Genomic DNA, 22,486 nt, shown 5'->3' with positions numbered 1-22,486 from the left:
ACCCACAGGGAGAGGGGACCGTCCGTGCCACGTTTTATACTGGTGCTCATATTGGCAGAACTGTCCGTACCTCGATTTACTCCGCACCTGACCACCACGCTGAACTGGCTCCCTCTCCTTTTTGGGGAGAAGGTTGGGGTGAGGGGTGCAAGCAGCTCGGGCTTACCGTTTCTCTAACCACGCGCCATAGAAGCTAGGCCGCCCCACGGCTTCAAAATTGACGCCTTTCAGATAAGGAGCGCCGGCAAACACCTGCGGCTCTTCGAAGAACGGGATCACGTAGGCTTGCTCCAGCAGATACTTCTGGGCCTCACCGGCGATCTGCAAGCGCTTGGCCGGATCCACCTCAGAGGCGATCCCCAACAGCAGTTGGTTCAGTGCGCTATCGATGAATTTGCTGTTCTGGCTGGTGCCCCCTTGCTGCAACAGGCCATCACGATTGGTGGGGTAAAACTGGCTTTTAATCACATCGGGATCGGCGCGACCCACTTCGACCACCGAAGCCGGTGTCTTTTGCGGATCGAGGTTATCCGCCACCCGGCTGCCCGCATCGCCCGCCAGGATATTCAACCGTGCGCCCACCTTGCCCCACTGCTGCGAGACCAACTGCAACACGGCCTTGTTTTGCGGCTGCGGCAGCGACTCATACACCGTTAACAGCAGTTGCTTACCCTCTTTCTGACGCAGGCCATCGCTGCCTTTTTGCCAACCGGCGTCATCCAACAGACGGTTGGCTTTCGCCAGATCAAAGGTCAACTTGTCGGAGAGATCGACAAAGCCAGCGGCCGAAGAAGCAATCACCGATTTGGCCTGGGGATAGTTGGCTGAGAACAGCGTATCGACGATCTGCTTGCTGTCGGTGGCATGTAATAGCGCTTGCCGCACGCGAATATCGGCCACCAGCGGATTATCTGGGCGGAAGGCAATGCTGTCGTTAACGCCACGGGTTGGCGCGGCGTAAATAGTAAAGCCCTGATCCTGAGTTTGCTTCTCATCGTAAGCCTGGATCTGGCGAATAAAGTCCGCCTGTCCGGCCTGCAACGCGCCAATCCGCACGCTGTCCTCCGGGGTGACGATCACCTTGATGGCATCCAGATTGGCCCGCCCTTGTTGAGCCAGCTTGGTGGGCCCCCAGCGATAGTCTTTACGCACGCTGAGATCGACCTCGCGCCCCAGGGTTTCGCCACTCACCACAAACGGGCCGGAGCCGATGATATGCCGTGCATCACCTAGTTCATCATATTGGCGCGCCAACGTGCTGAGCGAGACCAGCCCGGAACCAATGGTCGCCGTCCCTTGCAGGAAACCAGGGGATGAGCGTTTGAAATAGAATTTGACCGTGAGCGGATCGATGACCTCACTGCGCTCATAGTTATTGATCACTTCGGAAACTGGCAAGCGCAGCGCTTTATTGCCCAGGCCATAAGTATCAAAGTTCTTTGCTACCGCGTTGGCATCCAGCGGTGTGCCATCGGAAAAGGTCACGTCGGGGCGCAGCTTAAAGGTGTATTCCGTTTTATCGGGATTGCTGGACCAGGACTCCGCGATCCAGGGCTCAATCTCTAAGGTTTTCGGGTTCTGGTAGGTGAGCTTGTCGGTGATCTGGTTAAGAATACCGCCGTTGGGATAAAAACCACCGGAAGGGGGATACAGATTGGTATGCGCCTGCTGTTCCAGGTAGATCAGAGTACCGCCCTGCACCGCCGCGATAGCTGGGCTGAGCGCTGCGGCTGTCCCTGCTATTACTGCCAATCCACTGGTTAACGCCTTCAAAGGAAACTTAAACATGGGTGCCGTGCCTTCTTTATATGTCGGAATGTTATGGGTTAGATAACAAACCAAAACGGCACAGAGTTGAACGAACTAATTTAGCTAACTAATGATGGAAAACGCACAAGGACCTGTCGCTGCCAGTGACGCAATGCCAGGCCGGTTAGATAACCGGCCTGGAGTGAATCAAGATACCGTCACCGCTCTGGAGAAGCCGGTAGCCGAAGGTTTATTGCTAAAGCGTGTGAACGCCGTCAGCACCACCGCAATCACCAGCGAACTGCCCATAAAGACGTAAGATGCCTGTGGCCCGTGGAAAATCCCATTCAGATAGCCGACTATCCATGCCCCGACGAAGGACCCCAACGCCCCAAAGCTGACAATAAACGCCATGGCACCCGCCATCACGTTACGTGGCAACAGCTCTGGGATGGCGGCAAAGAATGGCCCATAAGGCGTATACATTGCTCCACCAGCGATAACCAGAAGGATATAGGACAGCCAGAAGTGGTTGGCTCCCAACGTAAATGAAGCACAGAAACAGACCGCTCCAAGCCCGAGGAATAGCAGCACGATCAATTTACGTTGTTGGTATTTATCAGAAAAGTAAGAGGCGGTAAGCATCAAGGGTACTGCCAACAGGTACGGTGCCGCAGATAACCAACCCGTTGCAACGATGCCCATCCCAGAGGCGGTTTTCAGGATCGACGGCAGCCACATGATGAAGCCGTACATGCCAATATTCCAGAAGAAGTGGATAAATGACAGTGACAATACTTTACGGGAACGGAACGCCTCGCCGTAGTTTTTGATCGGCTTCATCTCGGCTTGCTCAGCCAATAATGCCGCCTCCAGATCGATCTTCTCCTGGTCACTGAGCCACTTGGCATCGGCAGGACGATCGACAAAGATCACCCACCAAATCGCCGCCCAGATAATGGCAGGCACGCCTTCAATGATAAACATGCCACGCCAGCCGAAGGCCTCTACCAGATAGCCGGAAAGGATCGACATCCATAGCACGGTGATGGGATTGCCCAGGAACAGAAAGGTGTTGGCCTTTGAACGCTCCTGCTTGGTAAACCAGTGGCTAAGGAATACCAGCATTGCAGGCATCACCACACTTTCTGCAACCCCCAACAGGAAGCGGATCACCGCCAATGCGGCTACGCTGTGCACCATCCCGGTGGCGGTCGCCAAAATGCCCCACAGTATCAGACTCCAGAAGATCAACTTTTTCGCACTACGCTTTTCCGCATAGATGCCGCCGGGCACCTGGAAAAAGAAATAGCCCAGGAAGAATAACGCCCCCAACAGCGAAGACATGCCTGGCGTGATATTGAGATCCTGCGCCAACCCGGAGGCGGCACCAAAGCCGTAGTTGGCGCGATCCAGATAGGCCAGACTGTAAGTGATAAATGCCAGCGGGATCAGTTTTCGCCAGCGGATCGGTGCCAATTTCTGTGGCAAATTCAAGCTCATAATACTTTCCCAACGGTGAGTGGTGATCGGCAGCCTGCACAGCCAATGGCCGCATTTTTTGTTAGTCCATTTGCTCTTGAACCTGTCATACATTAACTTGTATGACATCATTCATGTTTAAAAATGCGACACATTACTGCCCCGATCAATAGCCAATACGACATTTTAAAATCTCGATCACAAAATTAATTTTCTGCTGCCAGTTCAGAGCCAAGACACAAATTCACTCGCCACCGCTTCACACCCAGGGCCGAGCGTGCTATACCACTGGCATGTTGTAGGACAACCCCGATGACGGAGCTTATGAGCATTCAATCGATCCAAAAGCACAACGTGGTCAATGCGGTTTACGAGCAGATCAAAGAAAAGCTGCTTGATGGCAGCTGGCCGCCAGGGAGTAAACTCCCCTCTGAAGCTGAACTGACAGTCTCCTTCAACGTCAGCCGCGTCAGCATCCGCAGTGCGGTTCAACGTCTGCGTGATTTGGGTATTGTGGTCACTCAGCAAGGCAAAGGCAGCTTTGTCAGCAAAAACCTCAACCAGCAAAGCCTGCTTAATGAACAGCAGCCTATCATGCACCTCAGCCGCGAAGAGTTTCACGACATGATGGTGTTTCGCCAAACGGTTGAATTCAAATGCATGGAGCTGGCGGTGCTGAACGCCACGCCAGAAGACATTACCGCGCTGGAGCAGGCGCTAAATCGTATGCTGGTCAACAAGGATGACTATAAGAAATATTCCCAGGCCGACTTTGACTTTCATCTGGCGATCGCCAAAGCATCACAGAACAAGGTGTTCTATAGCGTGATGAACTCGATTAAAGACACCTATTACTACTACCTGGAAGAGCTGAATCGCGCTTTGGGCATCTCGCTGGAAAGCGTTGAAGCACACATCAAAGTCTTTATGGCGATCAAAAACCGTGACTCCAGCACCGCCGTAGCGGTGCTGAATGAAGCCATGTCGGAAAACGTTACGGCAATTGAAAAGCTGAAGCAGTCGACCCCGGATGCAGACTGACTTTTCACTCCCCTCCCCCAATTGAGGGAGGGACATCACCCCTTGCTGTTTTATTGCTTATGGCCGGGAAGCCGTACCGTCTGGCGTCCGCGCCATGGTCCAGGAAGGAATACCGCCAATGCAGGGATACTGCGCCGCTTTCTTCTCATCAATATCGATCCCCAATCCTGGACGATCGCTCAGGTAGGCATAGCCCTGCTCGATTTCAGGACAACCTGGGAACACTTCGCGCAGTGCGTCGTTCACCGGCGTATATTCCTGGATCCCAAAGTTGGTAATGCTCATATCCAGATGCAGGTTGGCGCAAACGCCCACCGGTGAGATATCTCCCGGGCCATGCCAGGCGGTACGTACACCGTGAATTTCACTGAGGGTGGCCAGTTTTTTCGCCGGTGTAATACCGCCAATGGTGCTGACGTGGCAACGGATATAATCAATCAGATTATTGGTGATCAGCGGCCTCCAGTCGTTGATATTGGTAAACAATTCCCCCATCGAGATCGGCGTTGAGGTTTGCTGGCGCATGATTTTCAGCCAGTCGATATTTTCTGGTGCCACCGGATCTTCAAGATAGAACAACTGGTATTGCTCCAGGGTTTTTGCCAGTTGAATGGAAGCGATGGGTGTCACACGCTCGTGGACATCATGGATGAACTCAACGCCGAAACCGAGCTTGTTACGCAGGTGGTCAAACAGGCGCGGGACGCTTTTCACATAGGCTTCGGGATCAAAATAGATGCCCGGAGTGCTGGTACGTGGCGAACGCTTGGGTTGAATGTTTTTGGCTCTGGTCAATTGAGTCGCGATCAGTTTCAGATCGTCCGTTCCTGCCCCACCATACATGCCCATCTGGCAACGTACGTATTGATAGCCCTCCTCCATACGGGCACGAATATTATCTTCTACCTCAAACTCGTCGCTGCCGTCAGTATGCACATACAGCGGAATGCCGTCACGGCATTGCCCACCCAACAGCTCATATACCGGCATGCCTGCCAATTTACCCTTGATGTCCCATAGCGCCATATCCACACCGGATAACGCATTGTTCATGATTGGGCCACTGCGCCAGTAACCACTCACGCAGGCAGACTGCCAAATATCTTCGATTCGTGCCGGATCTTTGCCAATCAAAAACGGCGCCATGTACTCATCAATGGCGGTTTTCACCGCGTGAATGCGTTGGGTAAAGGTGGCACATCCCAAACCATAAAGTCCCGGTTGGTTGGTCTCTACTTTGACCACGGCCAAATCAATGCCGCCCGGTGCCGTCAGAATGGTTTTCACCGCAGTGATTTTTAGATTACTCACAGTAACTCCTTAATTTAAAAGCCTGAGTCGTTAACTTCATGATGGATAACTGGCTGCCATTGCTTTACGGCGAACCACGAAGACAGGTTAGATCTACCAACTCAACTGTTGTCCTACAAGTTATTTTACTTATATCACCGAACATTTTTTTACCCAACCGCACAGGTTTGATTTTGCGCGCTAGCGCACAAACTCATTTTACACCATCAATATATAACTGTTTTATAATGATAAAATCGTTTGAGAAAATTTTATTTTGTGATCTTGATGGCAAAACATAATCAAGTGTGTTGCTTTAAATACCGCCATAACTCAGTTTAAATATGAATGATGTCATACAAGTTAGTCATGTCCATTGATAAAAACACTAATGAGGGTTTGCTATGTCTGCTGCACTATTTGATTTGACCGGGAAAACGGCACTGGTAACGGGCTCCGCCCGCGGTTTGGGTTTTGCTTATGCGGAAGGACTGGCGGCATCGGGTGCCTGTGTGATCCTGAACGATATCCGCGAAGAGTTATTGCAAGGCTCGGTAGCCAAGCTACGCGACAAAGGTTACCAGGCGCACGGAGTGGCATTTGATGTCACTAATGAAGAGGCGGTGGAAAGCGCTTTTGCTTCTCTGGAACAACAGGATCTGCTGGTAGATATCCTGATCAACAACGCCGGTATCCAGTATCGCAAACCTATGGTTGAGCTGGAACTGGAACAGTGGCAACGAGTGATCGACACCAATTTGACCAGCGCATTTATCGTTTCCCGCGCGGCGGCCAAACGTATGATCGCACGCGGCAAAGGCGGTAAGATCATCAATATCGGTTCACTGACCAGCCAGGCAGCCCGCCCTACCGTCGCCCCTTACACCGCAGCCAAAGGGGGGATAAAGATGCTCACCTGCGCCATGGCTGCCGAATGGGCCGAATTCAACATCCAGACCAACGCTATAGGCCCTGGCTATATCCTCACCGATATGAATACCGCGCTGATTGAAAACGAAGCGTTCGATAGCTGGGTTAAAGCCAGTAACCCGTCACAGCGTTGGGGCAAACCGGAAGAACTGATCGGCACCGCCGTATTCCTCTCTTCTGCCGCTTCGGACTATATCAACGGCCAGATAATTTACGTTGATGGCGGTTGGTTAGCCGTTTTGTAACCACTCCCCTATCTAGTTGAAAAACACCTTAACCCACGGCTCCTGAGCTGTGGGCTAGCTCTCTGCATCCGGCTGTTTGTTCACCCACAACTGACCAGGACCCTAAAATGAAAGCAACAAAGTCGCGATTCTTTATTCTGTCGCTGTTGTTTATTGTGACGGCAATAAATTATATGGACCGGGCCAACCTGTCCGTCGCTGGCAGTAAAATTCAGTCCGAATTTGATTTAAGCTCCACCCAGCTTGGCCTGTTATTTTCCATGTTTACCTGGTTCTATGCCGCCAGCCAGATCCCGGTAGGCTATGTGCTGGATCGCATCGGTTCACGCATCCTGTATGGCAGCGCCATTATTCTGTGGAGTATCTTTACCTTCCTGATGGGATTTGCCTCGCATCATTTGTTTGCCACAGCCACGGCGTCCTTCCTGATGTTACTGGCCTGTCGCGCATTGATCGGTATTGCCGAAGCTCCCTCTTTCCCTTCCAACACCAAAATTATCGCCACTTGGTTCCCCGACCATGAACGAGCGCGGGCAACAGCGATTTACTCCAGCGCACAGTACATCGGTCTGGCGCTGTTAACCCCAGCGCTATCGTTTATCGTCGCAGAGTATGGCTGGGAAATGTCATTCTACCTGTCCGGTGGCGTCGGTATTTTGTTCGGTATTTACTGGTTGCTGAAATATCGCGATCCGCAACACAGCGTCAGCACCAACCAACAGGAACTGGATTACATTCGTGAAGGGGGAGGTTACGGCTCAAATAACCAGGCCAATATCAGTGAAAAAGTACGTTGGAGCGATATCCGCTTCTTTCTGAAAAACCGGACTATCTGGGGTCTGTTTATCGCCCAGTTCGCCTGCTCTTCGACCCTTTACTTCTTCCTGACCTGGTTCATCGTTTATCTGGAAAAAGGCCTGAACCTGTCCATTGCCAAAGCCGGTCTTGGTGCGTCATTCCCTTACCTGATGGCAATGGCTGGCGTGCTATGTGGCGGTACGTTAAGCGATATACTGTTGAAAAAAGGCAAATCTCGCACCTTCGCCCGCAAGCTACCGGTAATAAGTGGCCTGTGCCTGACGATGGTGATCTGTCTGGTCAATTTCTTCGAAGACCAACCCGTGATCGCTATCGCCATTCTGTCCATTGCGTTCTTCGCCAACGCCTTCTCAAATTTGGGCTGGGTGGTGTGGAGCGATGTGATACCCCGTAACTTTATTGGCACCATGGGCGGCTGCCTGAATATCTGTGGCAACCTCTCCGGCATCATCAGCCCAATTGTAATTGGCGTGATCCTGCAACGTACCAATAACTTCCAATACGCCATGTGGTATATCGCCGCAGTCGCACTGGCTGGTCTGCTGGCCTACATCTTCCTGGTTGACAAAATCGAAGTGATCGTCCCACCCAAAGTCGAAAAGCATCGCCCACAACTCACCGCGCAAGAACTTTAATTGAGGCCTAAAACATGAGTAACCAACAGAAGATCACCTGCAAAGCCTGTTTTGCCTATGGTGAAAAAGATGTCCGTGTAGAGCAACGTGAACTGGAATATCACGATCATGAGGTGTTAGTCAAAGTCGACTGTGGGGGGATCTGTGGTTCCGATATTCATTACTATCAGCATGGCCGTGCCGGAATGTCGATACTGAAGCATCCGATGGTAGTAGGGCACGAATTTGTTGGCGTTGTTGCCAAGGCCCCTGCCGGTGCTGCATTACGCGTCGGCCAGCGGGTGGCGGTAAATCCCTCGCAGCCTTGTAACGCCTGCGAAAATTGCCTCTCTGGCCAGCAAAACCTGTGTTCGTCTATGCGTTTTATGGGCAGCGCCCAATTTAATCCGCACGTTAATGGGGGCTTCTCTGAGTTTGTCGCAGTCTCTGAAGCTCAATGTCTACCCTATGACGGCGTCCCGGCGCAGGTTATGGCCTTTGCTGAGCCCACCGCCGTTGCCATTCACGCGATCAACGTAGCGGGCGCCCTGGTGGGCAAAAAGGTACTGGTGATTGGCGCCGGGCCGATCGGCTGCCTGATCATGGCTGCAGCGCGCAGCGCGGGTGCGACAGAAATCGTCGCCTCCGACATCAGCCCCCGCTGCCTGGAACTGGCTTTGGCAATGGGCGCAACCGCCACGTTTAACCCCAAGGAGCCTGGCAGCAGCGAGCCCTATCAGGCCAACAGAGGATATTTCGATGTCGTCTTTGAGGCATCGGGAAGCCCAACGGCCATCTCTTCAACCGTTGCGCTAACCCGCCCGGCCGGCACCGTTGTGCAGGTCGGCATGGGTGCAGCCAGTGTTGAATATCCGGTGATGCCGATGTTGGTGAAAGAAATCCGCTGGGTTGGCTCCTTCCGCTTTATCGATGAGTTCTCCACCGCAGTAGCCTGGCTGCAAGATGGCCGCATCAATCCCCTTCCTTTGCTCAGCGGGGAATATGCCCCTGAAGCAATCGAAGATGCGCTGATCGCTGCCGCGGATAAAACGCTGTCATGCAAAGTTCAGATCAAATTCTGATTTGACGCCCTACGGAGGGCAACATCTGCCCTCCGATTTATCCCAGTTGATACTGCACTATCAACTGCCCTTTCTTCATTTTGACGGCGGTTATTTGCACCTTTCCTATCTCCGCCAGCGAGCGCACATGGGTGCCACCGCAACCATAAGCGGGGAGTTCGCCGAACCCGACCTGACGCATGCCTTGCTGTTCCTGTTGCCTGCGCGGCAAGTCTGCGGCGATCAATTCTGTCAGCCGTTGTTGCAAATATCCCTGTTCCAGCTCGGTTGTCTGTGCACCTGGGGCAAAGGTAATTCGCCCTTCTCCTGGCCAGTGGTGCGCCTTCACCGGTTGCCAGCCCTGGTTTTCCCCTAGCCAGCCAATCAGATGTCCGGCCGAATGCCAACGGGCATGTAACTGGCGTTGCTCACCGTCGATCGCCAGCGTAACCGGGCCACAAGGCAGCGGCTGCGCCAGATAATGCATCAGTTGATCGCCCTGCGCAGCAACACGTAAGACCTCCACGCCAGCGATCGTACCGCTATCGCTCGGCTGCCCGCCGCCCTGTGGGTGAAACAACGTGGCATCCAACTGCACCGCATAGCTGCCATCCTCTTGCGCCGTACAGGCCAACACCCGAGCCTCGAGCTGCACATCATCGTGGTAGTAATAAAGTCGTTCGGTCATGGGGCTTCCTCCTGGTTAACGCCGTTATTATATTCGTGCCATAATCGGCTGATAATCCGTCTTCAATACAATGGACTTTTGCGCCATGAGCACAAATCTCTCCACCGCGTTGCTGGTTGAAATGGCCGTTTTTGTTCAGGTGGTCGAAAGCGGCAGCTTCTCCGCCGCCGCCCGCCAACTGGGCAGTTCCCCTTCGGCCACCAGCCGCAGCGTTGCCAGACTGGAACAGGCGTTAAACGTACGGCTATTACACCGCACCACCCGTAAGCTGCGCCTGAGCGAACCCGGTGAGGCCGTTTTTCAGCGCTGCCGTACTATGCTGGATGCCGCCAACGCCGTAATAGCTATCAGTAGCCAGGGAAGCGCAGAGCCGGAAGGGGTGATTAGCGTCAGCGTGCCCAAGGCCGTCGGGCACTTTGTCCTGCACCCTCACATGCCGGAATTCTTGCGCCGTTACCCTCAGGTGGATGTTCATTTACGGCTGGAAGACCGTTACATGGATTTGATCGACGATCGGGTCGATTTGGCACTGCGTATCACCGATCGCCCATCGCCGGGTCTGATCGGCCGCCCGCTAATGACCATCGAGCATTTATTATGTGCCACCCCGCATTATCTGGCCCAACAAGGAATACCGCGTCACCCACGGGATCTGACAGAGCATAGTTGTATTTATTTAGGGGAAACCCCCAGTGACGCGCGCTGGCGTTTTCGCCGCAACGGCAAGACGGTTTCGGTCAACGTTCGGGGACGCTATGCCGCCAACCACACCGGGGTTCGGCTGGATGCGGTAAAACAGCATATCGGTATCGGCAGCCTGCCCTATTTTACCGCCCGCCAGGCGCTGGCCAGCGGTGAGATTGTGCAGGTGTTGCCAGAGTGGGATTTCCTCAGCAGCTACCATGGCGATCTGTGGCTGCTGTATGCCCCAACTCAGCATATGCCGGCCAAGCTGCGGGTGTTGATCGATTATCTGGTGGCCAGTTTGGGCCAGGAGCCAGCGCTAAAGCGCCTTACGCAAGGTGATGTTGATGCGGTGTGAGCCGACCAACGAATGGTAACCCTCTTTCACCGGCATGATGCCGTGGAAACACAACCGGGAAGGGCCGCCCCAGACCACCACGTCGCCGTGGGCCAACGGGATACGTCGTGTTCTGTCGCTGCGTTGCAGACCACCAAACTGAAAAACGGCCGGTAACCCCAGCGACACCGAAACGATGGGTGCCGTAAAGTCATGCTCGTCTTTATCCTGATGCAGCGAAAGCTTGCTGCCCGGATCGTAGCGGTTGATCAGGCAGGAATCCGGTACGTAATGACCAAACCCGGCCTGCAAGGCGGCTTCATCGGCTAATGCCATCAGGATCGCCGGAATGTCTGGCCAACGCTTGCCGGTTCCGGGATCGCGCTGCGAATAACGGTAACCATTGCTGTCGCTGTTCCAACCGTTGCCGCACCAGCTCATCGCTACCGACATGGTGAAACCACCCGGCGTAGTCATATGCCGCCAGGGAACCCGTGCAACCACGCTATTGACCGCCGCCAGTAGTTCCGGCCCGTGTTGCTGAACAAAGCCATGTAGCACTACCGCTCCCGGCGCAATCTCCTCACGCCAGGGCGGCGGCAGCGCATCTTCAAACAGATCGATTGTCATCGCTCGAAACCTGTATAAATACCCAGTAGTAATTCTAACCGCTTGGCTGTACTTGTCCAGTCCTGCGTAAATCGTTGTTGTTGCCGGAAAATCTCTCTACAGTAGTCCCAGAAAATTCATTAATAATCAGGAACGCTGGTGATCAAGGGCATCATATTTTCCGTCGTCGCTTCCCTGCTGTTCGGCGTAATGTACTACTACACCTCAATGCTTACCCCACTCGACGGTGAAGAGATCTATGGCTGGCGCACTCTGCTGACCCTGCCATTTCTGACGCTGTTTATGTTGTTTTCCGGCGACTGGGCGCGGGTGAAGGAGATGCTGCATTGGCTACGGCAGCGCCCGCAACGCGTACTGTTATTGCTGCTGACCACCTCAATTCTGGGTGTCCAGCTATGGCTATTCCTCTGGGCACCGCTGCACGGTATGGCGCTGGATGTTTCACTCGGTTATTTCCTGCTGCCGCTGACCATGGTGCTGGCTGGCCGGGTCTTCTTCCGCGATCGTTTATCCCTGCTGCAAAAACTGGCAGCCTTATGTGCGCTGGTGGGCGTGGGAAACGAGCTGATCCTGGTAGGTGGGGTTTCCTGGTCAACGCTGGTGGTCGCTATCGGTTACCCGATTTACTTTATTCTGCGCCGTCGCTTGGGTACCGATCATCTTGGCGGGCTATGGTGTGAGCTGGCGCTGATGCTGCCGGTTGCTGCGCTGTTTGCGCTTGGTGGCTCAGAACCGCTGGCTGCGCTGGCAGCCAAGCCGCTGCTGTATTTGCAGATCCCTCTGCTGGGTATTATCAGTGCGCTGGCGCTGGTGTGCTATATCCTGGCCAGCCGCCTGCTTCCTTTCAGCCTGTTTGGCCTGCTGAGCTATGTAGAGCCGGTGTTACTGGTGATCGTCGCGCTGCTGTTGGGTGAAACCATTAACGCCAACCAATGGCTGACTTACATCCCGATCTGGCTAGCGGTCATGCTGTTGATGCTGGAGAGAACGCGTCACCTGTTACGAAGAAGGGTTTAATTATTTGATTTTAAAAAGCTATCAACGTCGTTACGGCGTCACCTTGCTGCCAGAAACGCCCGCTAAAGCAGCGGCCTGCGTGGCAAAGTGGCGTCAGCGTTGTTAGCAACTCCAATTCAAAGGTCTGCGCCTGCATATCCAGCCCGATGATCCGTGCATCCAGAAAATCAAAATAGCAGCGCACCTGCGGGTAAAGCGCCTTGAACAGGCTTTCCTTGGCGGAAAATACCAGCGTCAATAACAGGTTGAAAGGCTGTGGCCGTTGGCGCAACCACTGGCATTCCGCCTCACCGACGATGCCGGTCCACAACTCTTCTGCTCGCGCGACAGGGGTCTGTGTTTCCACATCAATGCCCACACCACCTGCCCCACTCTCATGCTTAGCGGCACACAACGCCGTATCGACATTGTGACTGATCGCCCCGGCAATCCCCGTAGGCCAAAGCGGTTCACGTTTCTCCCCACGTAATAAGTCAAAATCCTGATACCCTAGCTCTGCCAGCACCCTGCGTGCCAGATAGCGCCCGGCCAGATATTCCGCCTTACGTTTGGCTACCGCTGAAGCAAGGTGATCAGGCAAATCGATACCGACGGCAGAAAACAGATCGTCGTGATAATCCGCGACAGAGAAGTGGCATTGCGCGATCTGGCCAGTAAAGCCGTCAACCGGCAGCAATTCAGCATTGAGAATAAAGGAAGAGAGCACGTTTCATCCGTGATAAGGGGTCCGTTGAGACAGTATATACCGCGCAGTTGGCCGGGGCGAAACGGTTCGCCCCGGCAGCACAGTTATTGCAGGACGTCCTTCATGGTTTTTTCGAAGTCGCTCCAGGCACAGAAGCCGTCCTTATCTACCGGACAGCCTTCCAGCGCCATAGTGACACGCTGCGGTGGGTTGTTCAGCGTCAATGGTTCGGCATTACGCAACTGCTCGGTCGATTGGTAGACATACTCAATCTTCAGCAGCTCACGATCGGCCTTACCGTCATGCCAGCGCTGGAACACCAGTTTGCCGCCAATCGGGGTTTTCTCGTATTGCTTCGGCAATTGATACGGCTTGAACTTCATCGCCGACAGCAGCGAGGCAATATTGGAATCATGCCCGACCAGCACGGTCAGCTTCGGCGAATCCGGCTTGCGCTCGCTAATCACCCCGAGTTGATGTAAGTCAGCAGCGGCTTGGCCACGTTCTGGGCGACAACCGACGAGGTGAACAGCGAATCCTGATAGCCATCTTTCAGTTTGGCCAACTGTTGCCACTGGTGCGGCGTGACGATCTTGCCCCAGGCCACGTCTTTCATCGGGAAACCTTCGTAATACTGCAACATAAAGGCATCCACCAGCGAGTTACCCACCTTCAGCGGGCCAGAAACGCCCGGCTCTTTCCCCGGAACCGCGCTCATCTTGCTCGGTTCGGCAGCCAGATTGCATTGCTTGTCGATCTTGCAGGCAGGAGAGTCTTTGTAGTCGATGATCTGCTCAAGCTGTTTGTAGGAGGCATCCAGTTTCAACGACGCCAGCTCGGCATTCATGGCGCTCAGCGCCTGCTGGTTAAAGGTTTCGCTGGTGTCGGTGATAATCGGGTTAAAGGTGGGATCCATCTCCCCCATTTTCTCCTGATGATGCACGCTGATATCACAGCCAGGGAATGCGCCGTTGGTGAAGAACTGCGCGGTGGCGACCGTGCGTTGCAGGCTGTTGGCATACACATAAACGCTGTCCCCCGCTGGGCAGCCTTCCTGCGGCAAAATACCGGCCTGCTTGAGCCACGCATTGAAATAGTGGCCCATATACACTTCCAGCACGCCGCCCTTGGTGGTCAGCAAGCCACCTGGCGTATCCCACTGCGGCCAGGCTTTCGGCGTGGACTGGGCCAGCACGCTGCCGTTGTTTGCCAGTGGGGCCCGCAGGTTGTGGCGGCTCATCACCAGCACCTGTTCCAGTTGATAACCGTCGTTTTCAGCAAAGGCAGTGCCGCTGAACAGCAAAGGCAAGCAAAGTAATAACGTTTTTTTTCTCATCCGCAGAGGTCCCTAAATATGATTATTTTGAATAGGTTAACGTTGGATTTGTATAATGACGGCGTTTTACAGGAAATTGTGTGATGGGTGTCACGGGGGAAGGGATTGCAACAGCGGCCACCCTAGGGTGGCCGCTGGTTAACTCAGTACCACAGGCTCAGAATTGGCCAGCCGATCAACAGCAACGCCGCGATGTAGACCACACCGAGGATACCGCCAAGACGCCAGTAATCTTTCGACTTCACATAGCCGCAGCCGTAGATGATTACCCCAGGGCCGGTCGCATACGGGGTCAATACCCCCATGATACCGATAGATAACACCAGCAGGATGGAAAGGTGCTCCATCGGTACGCCCGGCAAGCCTTTACCCACAGCCAGGATCATCGGCAGCATAGTCGCGGTGTGTGCCGACAGGCTGGCAAACAGATAGTGGGCATAATAGAACACCAGCACCAGCAGCACGACCGTCATCTTCGGTGAGAAACCGTCCAGATGGGTGCTCATGGTGGTGGCGAACCAATCGATAAAGCCGGAGCGGCTCAGGCCGCTGGCCATGACCACCAAGGTTGCCAGGTTAACCAGGGTATTCCAGGCGCTGGAGTATTTGGTGATGTCTTTCCAACTGACCACATGCAGAGCCAGCATCAGTGATACCGCCAGCAAACAGACCGTCGTGGCATCCAGTATTTTACCCCCGAACACCCACAGGCACAGGCTGAGTAACACCAAGCCGATCAGGGTATATTCTTTGCGGGTCAGTTTACCCATTTCGCCCAGTGCCGTATTGGCCCAGCCAGCCACTTCGTTGCTGTGCGTAACGCCTGGCTTATACAGGTAGTAGGAGGTCAACGGCGCAACGATCAGCAGCAGCAGCCCAACCGGCAGGAAGGCCAGGAACCATTGCATCCAGGTGATATTGATCCCGGCAATCTTGTTGACGAACTCGATACCCAACACGTTAGGTGCAGCGCCAGTTACAAACATGGAGGAGCTGATGCTGGTACCCACCACCATCATCCACATCAGATAACCCCCGATGCGGCGTGAGGAAGGATCGTTCGGGAAGGAGTCAAACAACGGCGGCAGGTTTTTCACCACCGGGAACACGGTCCCCCCGGTACGCGCAGTGTTGGACGGGGTAAACGGCGCTAACAGGATATCGATGATCACCACCGCATAGCCCAGCGTCAGAGTACGTTTGCCCATGAACTTCACCAGGAACAGCGCGATGCGCCGCCCTAACCCGGTGGCTTCATAGCCCAGCGCGAAGATGAAGGCACCAAATACCAGCCAGACGGTGGTACTTGAGAACCCGGCCAGCCCCCACTTGAGCGCCTCTTTACCGGCTTTAAAACTTGGGTTAGCCAGCTCTTCGGCACCAAACAGCACCCAGTTGGAACTGAGCACGCTGACGGTCACGGCAATAAAGCTGATCGCCGTCGCCGGGATCGGCTCCAGGATCATGCCGACAATCATCGCGACAAAGATGGCAAAGTAACGCCAGGCTTGCGGTGGCATGCCCTCCGGCGTGGGTATCATTAACAGGACGGCAAGCACCACCAACGGGGCGATCGCTTTCCAGATTTTCTCTTTGGTTTCGGACATGGACACTTCTCCTGAAGGCTTCGTTATTTTTTTATGCCCCCGTCTACGGCAACTGCGCCAGTAGCCAGGTGACTATCAATAAATCGGCACTACCGCCGGGGCTGAGATTGCGGGCGATGCACGCAACGTCGAACTGACGCAAACGTACAAGTCCTTGCTCCGCACCAGCCCCTCCCTGTGCCAATAGCTGGCTGGCATAGTGTTGTAACCAGCGCAGCCCTTTGATGCCGCCTCGCGAGGCGACGTTGGTATCATCGTTATGCGCCATCAGCCACAACAGGCTGTCCATCAGCGCGACCTGTTCGCCACCACCTTCGGCGATCCTTTGGCGATAGAGCGGTAATGCACCGTCGATCACCAGCTTAAAACCAGACTCGGCCTCACCACGGGCACCACTCAGGCCAAACTCGGTAAACAGCCGTTGCCCGGCTGTCTGGCCCGCGTTGTTGCGTTGCAGTTCCCGGCGGACCAGCCCACGACACATCTGGGCCACTTCGCGACACAGGCTTTCGGCATCGATCTGCCGTTGTTGCTGTTGTAGACGCCCAAGGGCACAGCACAGCAATCCCAATGAAAACACGCTGCCTTTATGGGTGTTGATGCCGCCGGTGGCGCGAAACATCTGTTCCTCGCAGGCCATCCCCACTGGACGCAGACGTGCAAGCTGCTGCTCTGCGGGTAAAGCGGCATCAATCCTGCCCTGGCGGATAAAATAGGGCAGCCACCGGCCAATCGCCCGCGAGCTGCGGTAGAAATGACCCGGGTTCATGTCGCGATGTGCGCCGTTGTTATGACGATCGACCAACCCCGGTTTAGGGGTCAGATTGACCTCTACCAACAACGCTCGATAGGCATCGCGGGCAAAGCGCTGGCCGCTTGAAGGGGCGGCAATCGCTGGCTGCCAATCAGGCTGGAATGGCATCATCGAGCATCCTTTCCATGGCATTGAGCAGTTGCTCGGTGCTGTGGCTTTGCTGACGGGCGCAGATTTTGGCTGGCTGATCGCACAGCAGACAGTGACGCTCAGGCAGGCCAAGATCGCGCCGCGACAGGATCTGCCCTTGTGGGGTCAACACATCGATATCCCACAGGCGACCAATCGGTTGCTGGATTTCCAACTGAATAGTCGCCTCTTTCACTGCACGGGCATCGGCTTGCAGCGCCAGATAACCCTCGCAGCCGGTGGCAAGCGCCAGAGTCTTCTGCTGCAAACACAGCCAACCTTGCTGGCGATACATCTGTTGCAAAGCCTGCCTGCCCAGGTTGAACACGCGCCGCGTCATGGGGCTGTCTTTCACCGCCCCCGGCACCACCAGCGTGAGTACCACCAACGTGGCAGAAGGATGGCGCGCCAGCCACGCCTGTTGCCTTGCCTGCCGGCATTCACGGCTGGAAAGCAGTTCGGGCAAACTTACGGCATGGCTGGTGGCCAATTCGGGGGAGATGTAAGCCATGAGGTTACTCCGCTACTTGATGCACAACGTCGATCACTGAACCGTCGCGATAGCGCACTACGGCCACCACGTTGTCGGTAAAGGCGATCGGTTTCGGCTCACCGGTCAGTACCAGTGCGCGTTCGCGCAGCCATTCGATAGTCACGACCTGTAATCCGGCATCACGTAAGCGCTGCGCCAGCTCTGGGCGGGCCGGGTTAACGGCAATACCGTGGTCGGTCACCAGAATGTCGATGCTGGAGCCCGGCGTAACACAGGTGGTGACCTGCTCAACCAACGTAGGGATACGGCCACGCACCAACGGCGCAACGATAATTGCCAGCCGTGCCGCAGCAGCGGTATCGCAGTGGCCGCCAGAAGCGCCACGGATCACCCCGTCGGAGCCGGTCAGCACGTTGACGTTAAAGCCGGTGTCGATTTCCAGTGCGCTCAGTACCACCACGTCCAGGCGGTCAACCGACGCGCCTTTGGAGCTGAAGTTGGCGTACTGATTGGCGCTGATCTCGATATGATTTGGGTTACGAGCCAGTGACATGGCTGCCGCACGGTCGAAACTCTGCACGTCCAGCAGTTTGCCGATCAGGCCTTTCTCATGCAGATCCACCATAGTGGAGGTGATGCCGCCCAATGCAAAACCGGCACGGACACCACGGGCACGCATTTTGTCTTCCAGGAAACGGGTTACCGCCAGCGAAGCGCCGCCAGTACCGGTCTGTAAGGAGAATCCTTCGGTAAAGTAACCGGAATCGACGATCACCTCGGCAGCCCGGCGGGCAATCAGCAACTCGCGTGGGTTGGAGGTCATTCGCGTAGCATCGGCCCCGATCTTGTCGGCATCCCCTACTCGTTCCAACTGCACGATCAGATCGACCTGATCCTGAGCCAGGCTGGCAGGATGATGCGGATAAGGCACGATCGCTTCGGTCAGCAGCACCACACTACGGGCCGCCGCGGCGTCCACTTTGGCGTAACCCAGCGAACCACAACAGGCATCGCCGGTGTAACCATTGGCGTTGCCGAATTCATCGCAGGTCGGCACCCCGAGGAAGGCAACATCGATCTGCAATTCACCCGACTCAACCAGGTTGACGCGGCCACCGTGCGAGTGAACCTGCACCGGCTCTTTCAGCAGGCCGCGAGAAATGGCATCGGCCAACGGCCCACGCAGGCCGGAGGTGTAAATACGGCTCACCACCCCGTTGCGGATATGGCCGACCAGCGGCGCATGGCAATCGGTTAATGAACTGGAAGCCAGCGTCAGGTTGCGGAACCCCATCTTCGCCAGCACCTCCATCACCTGGTTAAGTGCCAGATCGCCACCACGGAAGGCGTGATGGAAAGAGATGGTCATGCCATCCTGCAAACCACTGCGGCGGATCGCCACTTCCAGCGACTCACAGCGTTTGAGGTCGCGCGGTTTGCGCGCTTGCAGGTTGGCCTTGGAGGCTTCCTGATAAAGCCGCATCTCGGCGTGATTGTTCAAGGTCATCAGGCGTTGTTGGCGTTTCATCATGCTTCCTCGCTGTGGTTCGGTTCTTCACGCACGCCGGAAAGCGCTGCGCGTTGCAGTACCAGGCGGGCCCGTTCAATCACCGGGCTATCCACCATCTTGCCGTTCAGCGAGACTACGCCGCGCCCTTCTTTTTCCGCTGCTTCTGCTGCATCTACCACCCGTTGGGCATGCGCCACTTCTTTGGCGGTTGGGGCATACAGGTTGTGCAGCAGTTCGATCTGGCGTGGGTTAATCAGGGATTTGCCGTCAAAGCCCAGCTGTTTGATCAGCGCTGCTTCCTGTAGGAAACCGGCTTCGTTGTTGGCGTCGGAATAGACGGTATCGAACGCCTGGATCCCGGCGGCACGAGCCGCCTGCAACAGTGAGCAACGGGCAAACAGCAGTTCGATGCCTTCCGGCGAGCGTTCGGTACGCAGGTTGCGCACATAGTCTTCAGCACCCAGCGCAATCCCGATCAATCTTGGGGAAGCCTGCGCAATCGCCACCGCGTTGGTGATGCCCTGCGCAGACTCGATCGCTGCCAGCAGGCCAGTGCTGCCGACCGGGCGACCACAGGCACGTTCGATGGCGGCGATTTCACGCTCCATATCCACCACGTCCTGCGCAGTATCGGTTTTTGGCAGACGGACGATATCCGCGCCGCCACGCACTACCGCTTGCAGATCCGCCAGACCATAGGCCGAATCCAGCGCATTGACGCGCACGATGGTTTCCACTTCCTGATACAAAGGATGTTGCAACGCGTGATACACCAGGCGACGAGCCGCGTCTTTCTCACGCAGGATCACCGAGTCTTCCAGATCGAACATCAGCGCATCGGCCTGATAGATAAAGGCGTTGCTGACCATGGCGGCATTAGCCCCCGGCACGAATAGCATGCTGCGGCGCATGCGGTGTTTATTCAGCGTTTTCACAACGTTCCTCCCATGGCAGTGCGGCGGTTTCGCTGGCACGCATCAATGCGGTTTCCAGCCGGGCACGCAGCACACAGTCCAATGCGCCTTTATCGTCGACAATCACCTGCACCGGCGGCACGTTGTAGTGCTGTAACACCTGCAACAGGGTGTGGCGGATGGCATCGCCAAACTGCTTTTCCACGCTGCTGGCAATCAGCAGATCGTGCTCCGGGCCTTCTGCTGGCGCGATACGGACCATGACATCGCTGGATTCCAGCGTGCCGGCCATTGCTTCTCGGATTATTTTCATTGTTCACCTGATTGTGCGGACTCAAATTCTTGCTGTACTGGCTTGGCCCGGCGCTTTGCCTGTATATCTTGCAGGTAATAAAGCGTGTCTTTCGGCACCAACGGAGCGGCGGCGTGGAAGTCTCCTGCGGCCAGCAGCTTGCGTACCCAGGAGGCCGAGATCGCCGTGCCCTGGTACTGCAAACGCTCAATCTCCACCAGATCGATCGGTGGGCTCGGCAGCGCTGGGGTTTCCAGCCAGTAACGCATGTCGCGGTTGTATTTTGCCGTTACGGCGCAGAACGGTTCATTGCCGACAAATCGATGCGTGATGCCCAACGCAGGCGCCAAATATTGGCGGAAGATTTTCAGATCGATTTCGGTGTAACAGTCGTCGGCAATCCCCTGCTCTTTAATGAAGTAGCAAGGGAAGGTGGCGCGGGAGATCACGTATTGCGACCCCTCATGCACCGTCAGATTGGTGATCCCCTCGGTGCCCTTCAGTACCAGATCGCGACGATCTTCATACGGGAAACGTGAGGTATTTTCCTTCACCAGGAACAGATGCAGCCAGTCGCAGCGGGCGGCGGCTTCCCGTACCAGATATTGGTGGCCACGGGTAAAGGGGTTGGCATTCATCACGATGCTGCCAATGATCTTGCCCGGCTGGCGCTGACCAGCCAGTTGCGCGGCGTACCGCTTCAGGCGGCACGGGCTGTTTTCCATCAGCACCACGATGCCCGGCACGCTGGCAATCGGGTAAAAACCACACTGGCGGAACAGCGCCTCATTCTGCACTTTGGTGTAGATAAACAGCTGGGTGTGATGGCGTTCATAGGCCAGATTCACCAGTTCGGTCGCCAGTGACAATGCCAAGCCTTCACCGCGCATTTGCGGGCTGATGGCGACGCATTTGATAATATTTTCGGCGATACCTCCACAGGCAACCAATTGTTCGCCCTGGGTCACGGTGATAAAAACTTCGACCGTGGTATCAATATTCAGATCGTTACTACGCAAAAAAGCGTTAATAGCCGCTATATTTTTATGATCCGATCTTTTCACCCGATTAAATACGGTATCGCCCAACATGTCAGTCTCTCTAAAATAACTTATCAATAACATTTGAAATACAAAATCCCATTAGGGTTAACATTAAGACGCAATAAAAACCTTAAAAACCATTAAGTTGAATGGGTCTATAACGCCAATGGGGTATTTAATGGCGCCATGTTAAACTCAAATAATCCCCTGATTATTGACCTATTTCACAATCTACCCGCAGTAAATAAGTTGTTTAATGGTTTTTATTTACTTAATTATTTTTATAGTTTTTATTGCCGACATAGTGTTTAATAAAATAATCATCTCGGTTACATTTAATTAGCAACGTAATTAAGCAACGGGAAATTAACATGGAATGGCTAAATATTCTGATTGTTGAAGATGAAACGCCGTTGGCAGAAATGCATGCGGAATTCATCAAGCAGAACGGCGGTTGCCGGCAGATTTGGTTGGCGGGCACCCTGACACAGGCACGCGCGATGACCGAGCGCTTCAAACCCGATCTAATCCTGCTGGATAATTTTCTGCCGGACGGCCAGGGTATCGAGTTGCTGCGCGAACTAACGCTACAAGGCTACGGCGGCGGCATTGTGTTTATTACCGCCGCCAGCGATATGGACACCGTGGCCGAGGCGCTGCGCTATGGCGTATTCGATTATCTGATCAAACCTCTGGCCTATGACCGGCTGGCGCAAACCCTGCAACGCTTTAGCCAACGGCGCGAAGCGTTGAAAGACAAAGCGCGGGTCAACCAGCGCCGCATCGATGAAATGTTCAACACCTACGCCCGCGGTGGCGATCAGGCTGCGTTGCCCGCCGGTATTGATGAACTTACGCTGATGAAGATCCGCGCCCTGTTCGAGGATCCGCAGGTACGCCATACAGCGGAAAGCGTGGCGCAGCAAATCGGACTGAGCCGTACCACCGCCCGGCGCTACCTGGAGTTTTTCGCGGCCAACGGTCAGCTGGTGGCGGAGATTATTTACGGCAAGGTGGGCAGACCACAGCGGATCTACCGTTCTGCTGGCAATGAGTAAATCGGAGCGCCCAGCTAG

At 55.0% G+C, this 22,486-nt stretch carries 20 protein-coding genes and 1 pseudogene; 7 read left to right on the top strand and 14 right to left on the bottom strand.

From position 1 onward, the window contains the following. Nucleotides 1-162 precede the first annotated feature (162 nt). Together U869_RS0104595 and U869_RS0104590 are read right to left on the bottom strand one after the other, a co-directional pair. Nucleotides 163-1,788, bottom strand: coding sequence for a TIGR04028 family ABC transporter substrate-binding protein (locus U869_RS0104595; protein ID WP_025123002.1), 1,626 nt, complete (start codon nucleotides 1,786-1,788; stop codon nucleotides 163-165). 168 nt (nucleotides 1,789-1,956) lie between these two features. Next, complete coding sequence (locus tag U869_RS0104590) at nucleotides 1,957-3,252, bottom strand: MFS transporter (RefSeq protein WP_025123001.1); 1,296 nt, start codon at nucleotides 3,250-3,252, stop codon at nucleotides 1,957-1,959. 303 nt (nucleotides 3,253-3,555) lie between these two features. Here U869_RS0104590 and U869_RS0104585 point away from each other — a divergent pair, with 303 nt between their 5' ends. Beyond that, nucleotides 3,556-4,272, top strand: coding sequence for a FadR/GntR family transcriptional regulator (locus tag U869_RS0104585; RefSeq protein WP_025123000.1), 717 nt, complete (start codon nucleotides 3,556-3,558; stop codon nucleotides 4,270-4,272). A 57-nt stretch (nucleotides 4,273-4,329) separates the two neighbouring features. Here the strand turns inward: U869_RS0104585 and U869_RS0104580 are convergent, their stop codons facing one another. Then, nucleotides 4,330-5,583: an enolase C-terminal domain-like protein gene (locus U869_RS0104580; protein WP_025122999.1), complete on the bottom strand. Its 1,254-nt coding sequence runs from the start codon at nucleotides 5,581-5,583 to the stop codon at nucleotides 4,330-4,332. Between the two features lie 383 nt (nucleotides 5,584-5,966). Here U869_RS0104580 and U869_RS0104575 point away from each other — a divergent pair, with 383 nt between their 5' ends. From U869_RS0104575 to idnD, 3 genes are all read left to right on the top strand, one after another. Beyond that, nucleotides 5,967-6,737, top strand: a complete 771-nt coding sequence (locus U869_RS0104575; protein WP_025122998.1) for an SDR family oxidoreductase — start codon at nucleotides 5,967-5,969, stop codon at nucleotides 6,735-6,737. Between the two features lie 107 nt (nucleotides 6,738-6,844). Then, a complete protein-coding gene (locus U869_RS0104570; protein WP_025122997.1) occupies nucleotides 6,845-8,191 on the top strand; it encodes an MFS transporter in 1,347 nt (448 codons plus the stop codon). A gap of 14 nt (nucleotides 8,192-8,205) precedes the next feature. Continuing rightward, nucleotides 8,206-9,252, top strand: coding sequence for an L-idonate 5-dehydrogenase (gene idnD, locus U869_RS0104565; RefSeq protein WP_025122996.1), 1,047 nt, complete (start codon nucleotides 8,206-8,208; stop codon nucleotides 9,250-9,252). 37 nt (nucleotides 9,253-9,289) lie between these two features. Here the strand turns inward: idnD and U869_RS0104560 are convergent, their stop codons facing one another. Further along, a complete protein-coding gene (locus tag U869_RS0104560) occupies nucleotides 9,290-9,919 on the bottom strand; it encodes a serine-tRNA(Ala) deacylase AlaX (RefSeq protein ID WP_025122995.1) in 630 nt (209 codons plus the stop codon). An 85-nt stretch (nucleotides 9,920-10,004) separates the two neighbouring features. On the opposite strand from U869_RS0104560, the gene U869_RS0104555 reads away from it, so the two are divergent. Next, complete coding sequence (locus U869_RS0104555; protein ID WP_025122994.1) at nucleotides 10,005-10,961, top strand: LysR family transcriptional regulator; 957 nt, start codon at nucleotides 10,005-10,007, stop codon at nucleotides 10,959-10,961. Here U869_RS0104555 and alkB read toward each other — a convergent pair. After that, nucleotides 10,923-11,570, bottom strand: a complete 648-nt coding sequence (alkB, locus tag U869_RS0104550) for a DNA oxidative demethylase AlkB (RefSeq protein ID WP_025122993.1) — start codon at nucleotides 11,568-11,570, stop codon at nucleotides 10,923-10,925. The genes U869_RS0104555 and alkB overlap by 39 nt on opposite strands. 138 nt (nucleotides 11,571-11,708) lie before the next feature. On the opposite strand from alkB, the gene rarD reads away from it, so the two are divergent. Then, nucleotides 11,709-12,587, top strand: coding sequence for an EamA family transporter RarD (rarD, locus tag U869_RS0104545; RefSeq protein WP_025122992.1), 879 nt, complete (start codon nucleotides 11,709-11,711; stop codon nucleotides 12,585-12,587). A 10-nt stretch (nucleotides 12,588-12,597) separates the two neighbouring features. Here rarD and U869_RS0104540 read toward each other — a convergent pair whose 3' ends face one another. The 9 genes and pseudogenes from U869_RS0104540 to citC form a co-directional block, all read right to left on the bottom strand. After that, nucleotides 12,598-13,293: a 4'-phosphopantetheinyl transferase gene (locus U869_RS0104540; RefSeq protein ID WP_025122991.1), complete on the bottom strand. Its 696-nt coding sequence runs from the start codon at nucleotides 13,291-13,293 to the stop codon at nucleotides 12,598-12,600. 83 nt (nucleotides 13,294-13,376) lie between these two features. After that, a pseudogene (gene agp / locus U869_RS29200) lies at nucleotides 13,377-14,608 on the bottom strand (bifunctional glucose-1-phosphatase/inositol phosphatase). Nucleotides 14,609-14,751: 143 nt separating this feature from the next. Then, nucleotides 14,752-16,215: an anion permease gene (locus tag U869_RS0104530; protein WP_025122990.1), complete on the bottom strand. Its 1,464-nt coding sequence runs from the start codon at nucleotides 16,213-16,215 to the stop codon at nucleotides 14,752-14,754. A 43-nt stretch (nucleotides 16,216-16,258) separates the two neighbouring features. Continuing rightward, nucleotides 16,259-17,140: a triphosphoribosyl-dephospho-CoA synthase CitG gene (citG, locus tag U869_RS0104525; RefSeq protein WP_025122989.1), complete on the bottom strand. Its 882-nt coding sequence runs from the start codon at nucleotides 17,138-17,140 to the stop codon at nucleotides 16,259-16,261. Continuing rightward, entirely contained in the window at nucleotides 17,121-17,669 is a 549-nt protein-coding gene (citX, locus tag U869_RS0104520) for a citrate lyase holo-[acyl-carrier protein] synthase (RefSeq protein WP_025122988.1), read from the bottom strand. The genes citG and citX overlap by 20 nt, the downstream gene beginning before the upstream one ends. Nucleotides 17,670-17,673: 4 nt before the next feature. Beyond that, entirely contained in the window at nucleotides 17,674-19,179 is a 1,506-nt protein-coding gene (gene citF, locus U869_RS0104515; RefSeq protein ID WP_025122987.1) for a citrate lyase subunit alpha, read from the bottom strand. Next, on the bottom strand, nucleotides 19,179-20,072 hold the full coding sequence (citE, locus tag U869_RS0104510) for a citrate (pro-3S)-lyase subunit beta (RefSeq protein WP_115650749.1): 894 nt from the start codon (nucleotides 20,070-20,072) through the stop codon (nucleotides 19,179-19,181). Before citE ends, citF begins: the two co-directional genes overlap by 1 nt. Nucleotides 20,073-20,079: 7 nt before the next feature. Continuing rightward, the gene (citD, locus tag U869_RS0104505; RefSeq protein ID WP_025122985.1) at nucleotides 20,080-20,388 is read right to left on the bottom strand and encodes a citrate lyase acyl carrier protein; all 309 of its coding nucleotides are present in this window, start codon (nucleotides 20,386-20,388) and stop codon (nucleotides 20,080-20,082) included. Beyond that, nucleotides 20,385-21,458 carry a [citrate (pro-3S)-lyase] ligase gene (gene citC, locus U869_RS0104500; RefSeq protein ID WP_025122984.1) on the bottom strand — a complete coding sequence of 358 codons (1,074 nt, stop codon included), beginning with the start codon at nucleotides 21,456-21,458 and terminating at the stop codon, nucleotides 20,385-20,387. The genes citD and citC overlap by 4 nt, the downstream gene beginning before the upstream one ends. A gap of 323 nt (nucleotides 21,459-21,781) precedes the next feature. Here citC and dpiA point away from each other — a divergent pair, with 323 nt between their 5' ends. After that, entirely contained in the window at nucleotides 21,782-22,468 is a 687-nt protein-coding gene (dpiA, locus tag U869_RS0104495) for a two-component response regulator DpiA (protein WP_025122983.1), read from the top strand. Nucleotides 22,469-22,486 lie beyond the last annotated feature (18 nt).

Source organism: Serratia sp. H1w (assembly GCF_000633355.1).
Taxonomy (GTDB): Bacteria; Pseudomonadota; Gammaproteobacteria; order Enterobacterales; family Enterobacteriaceae; genus Chania.
Note: the sequence above shows the minus strand (reverse complement) of the source record. Positions and strands in the feature narration are given on the sequence as shown.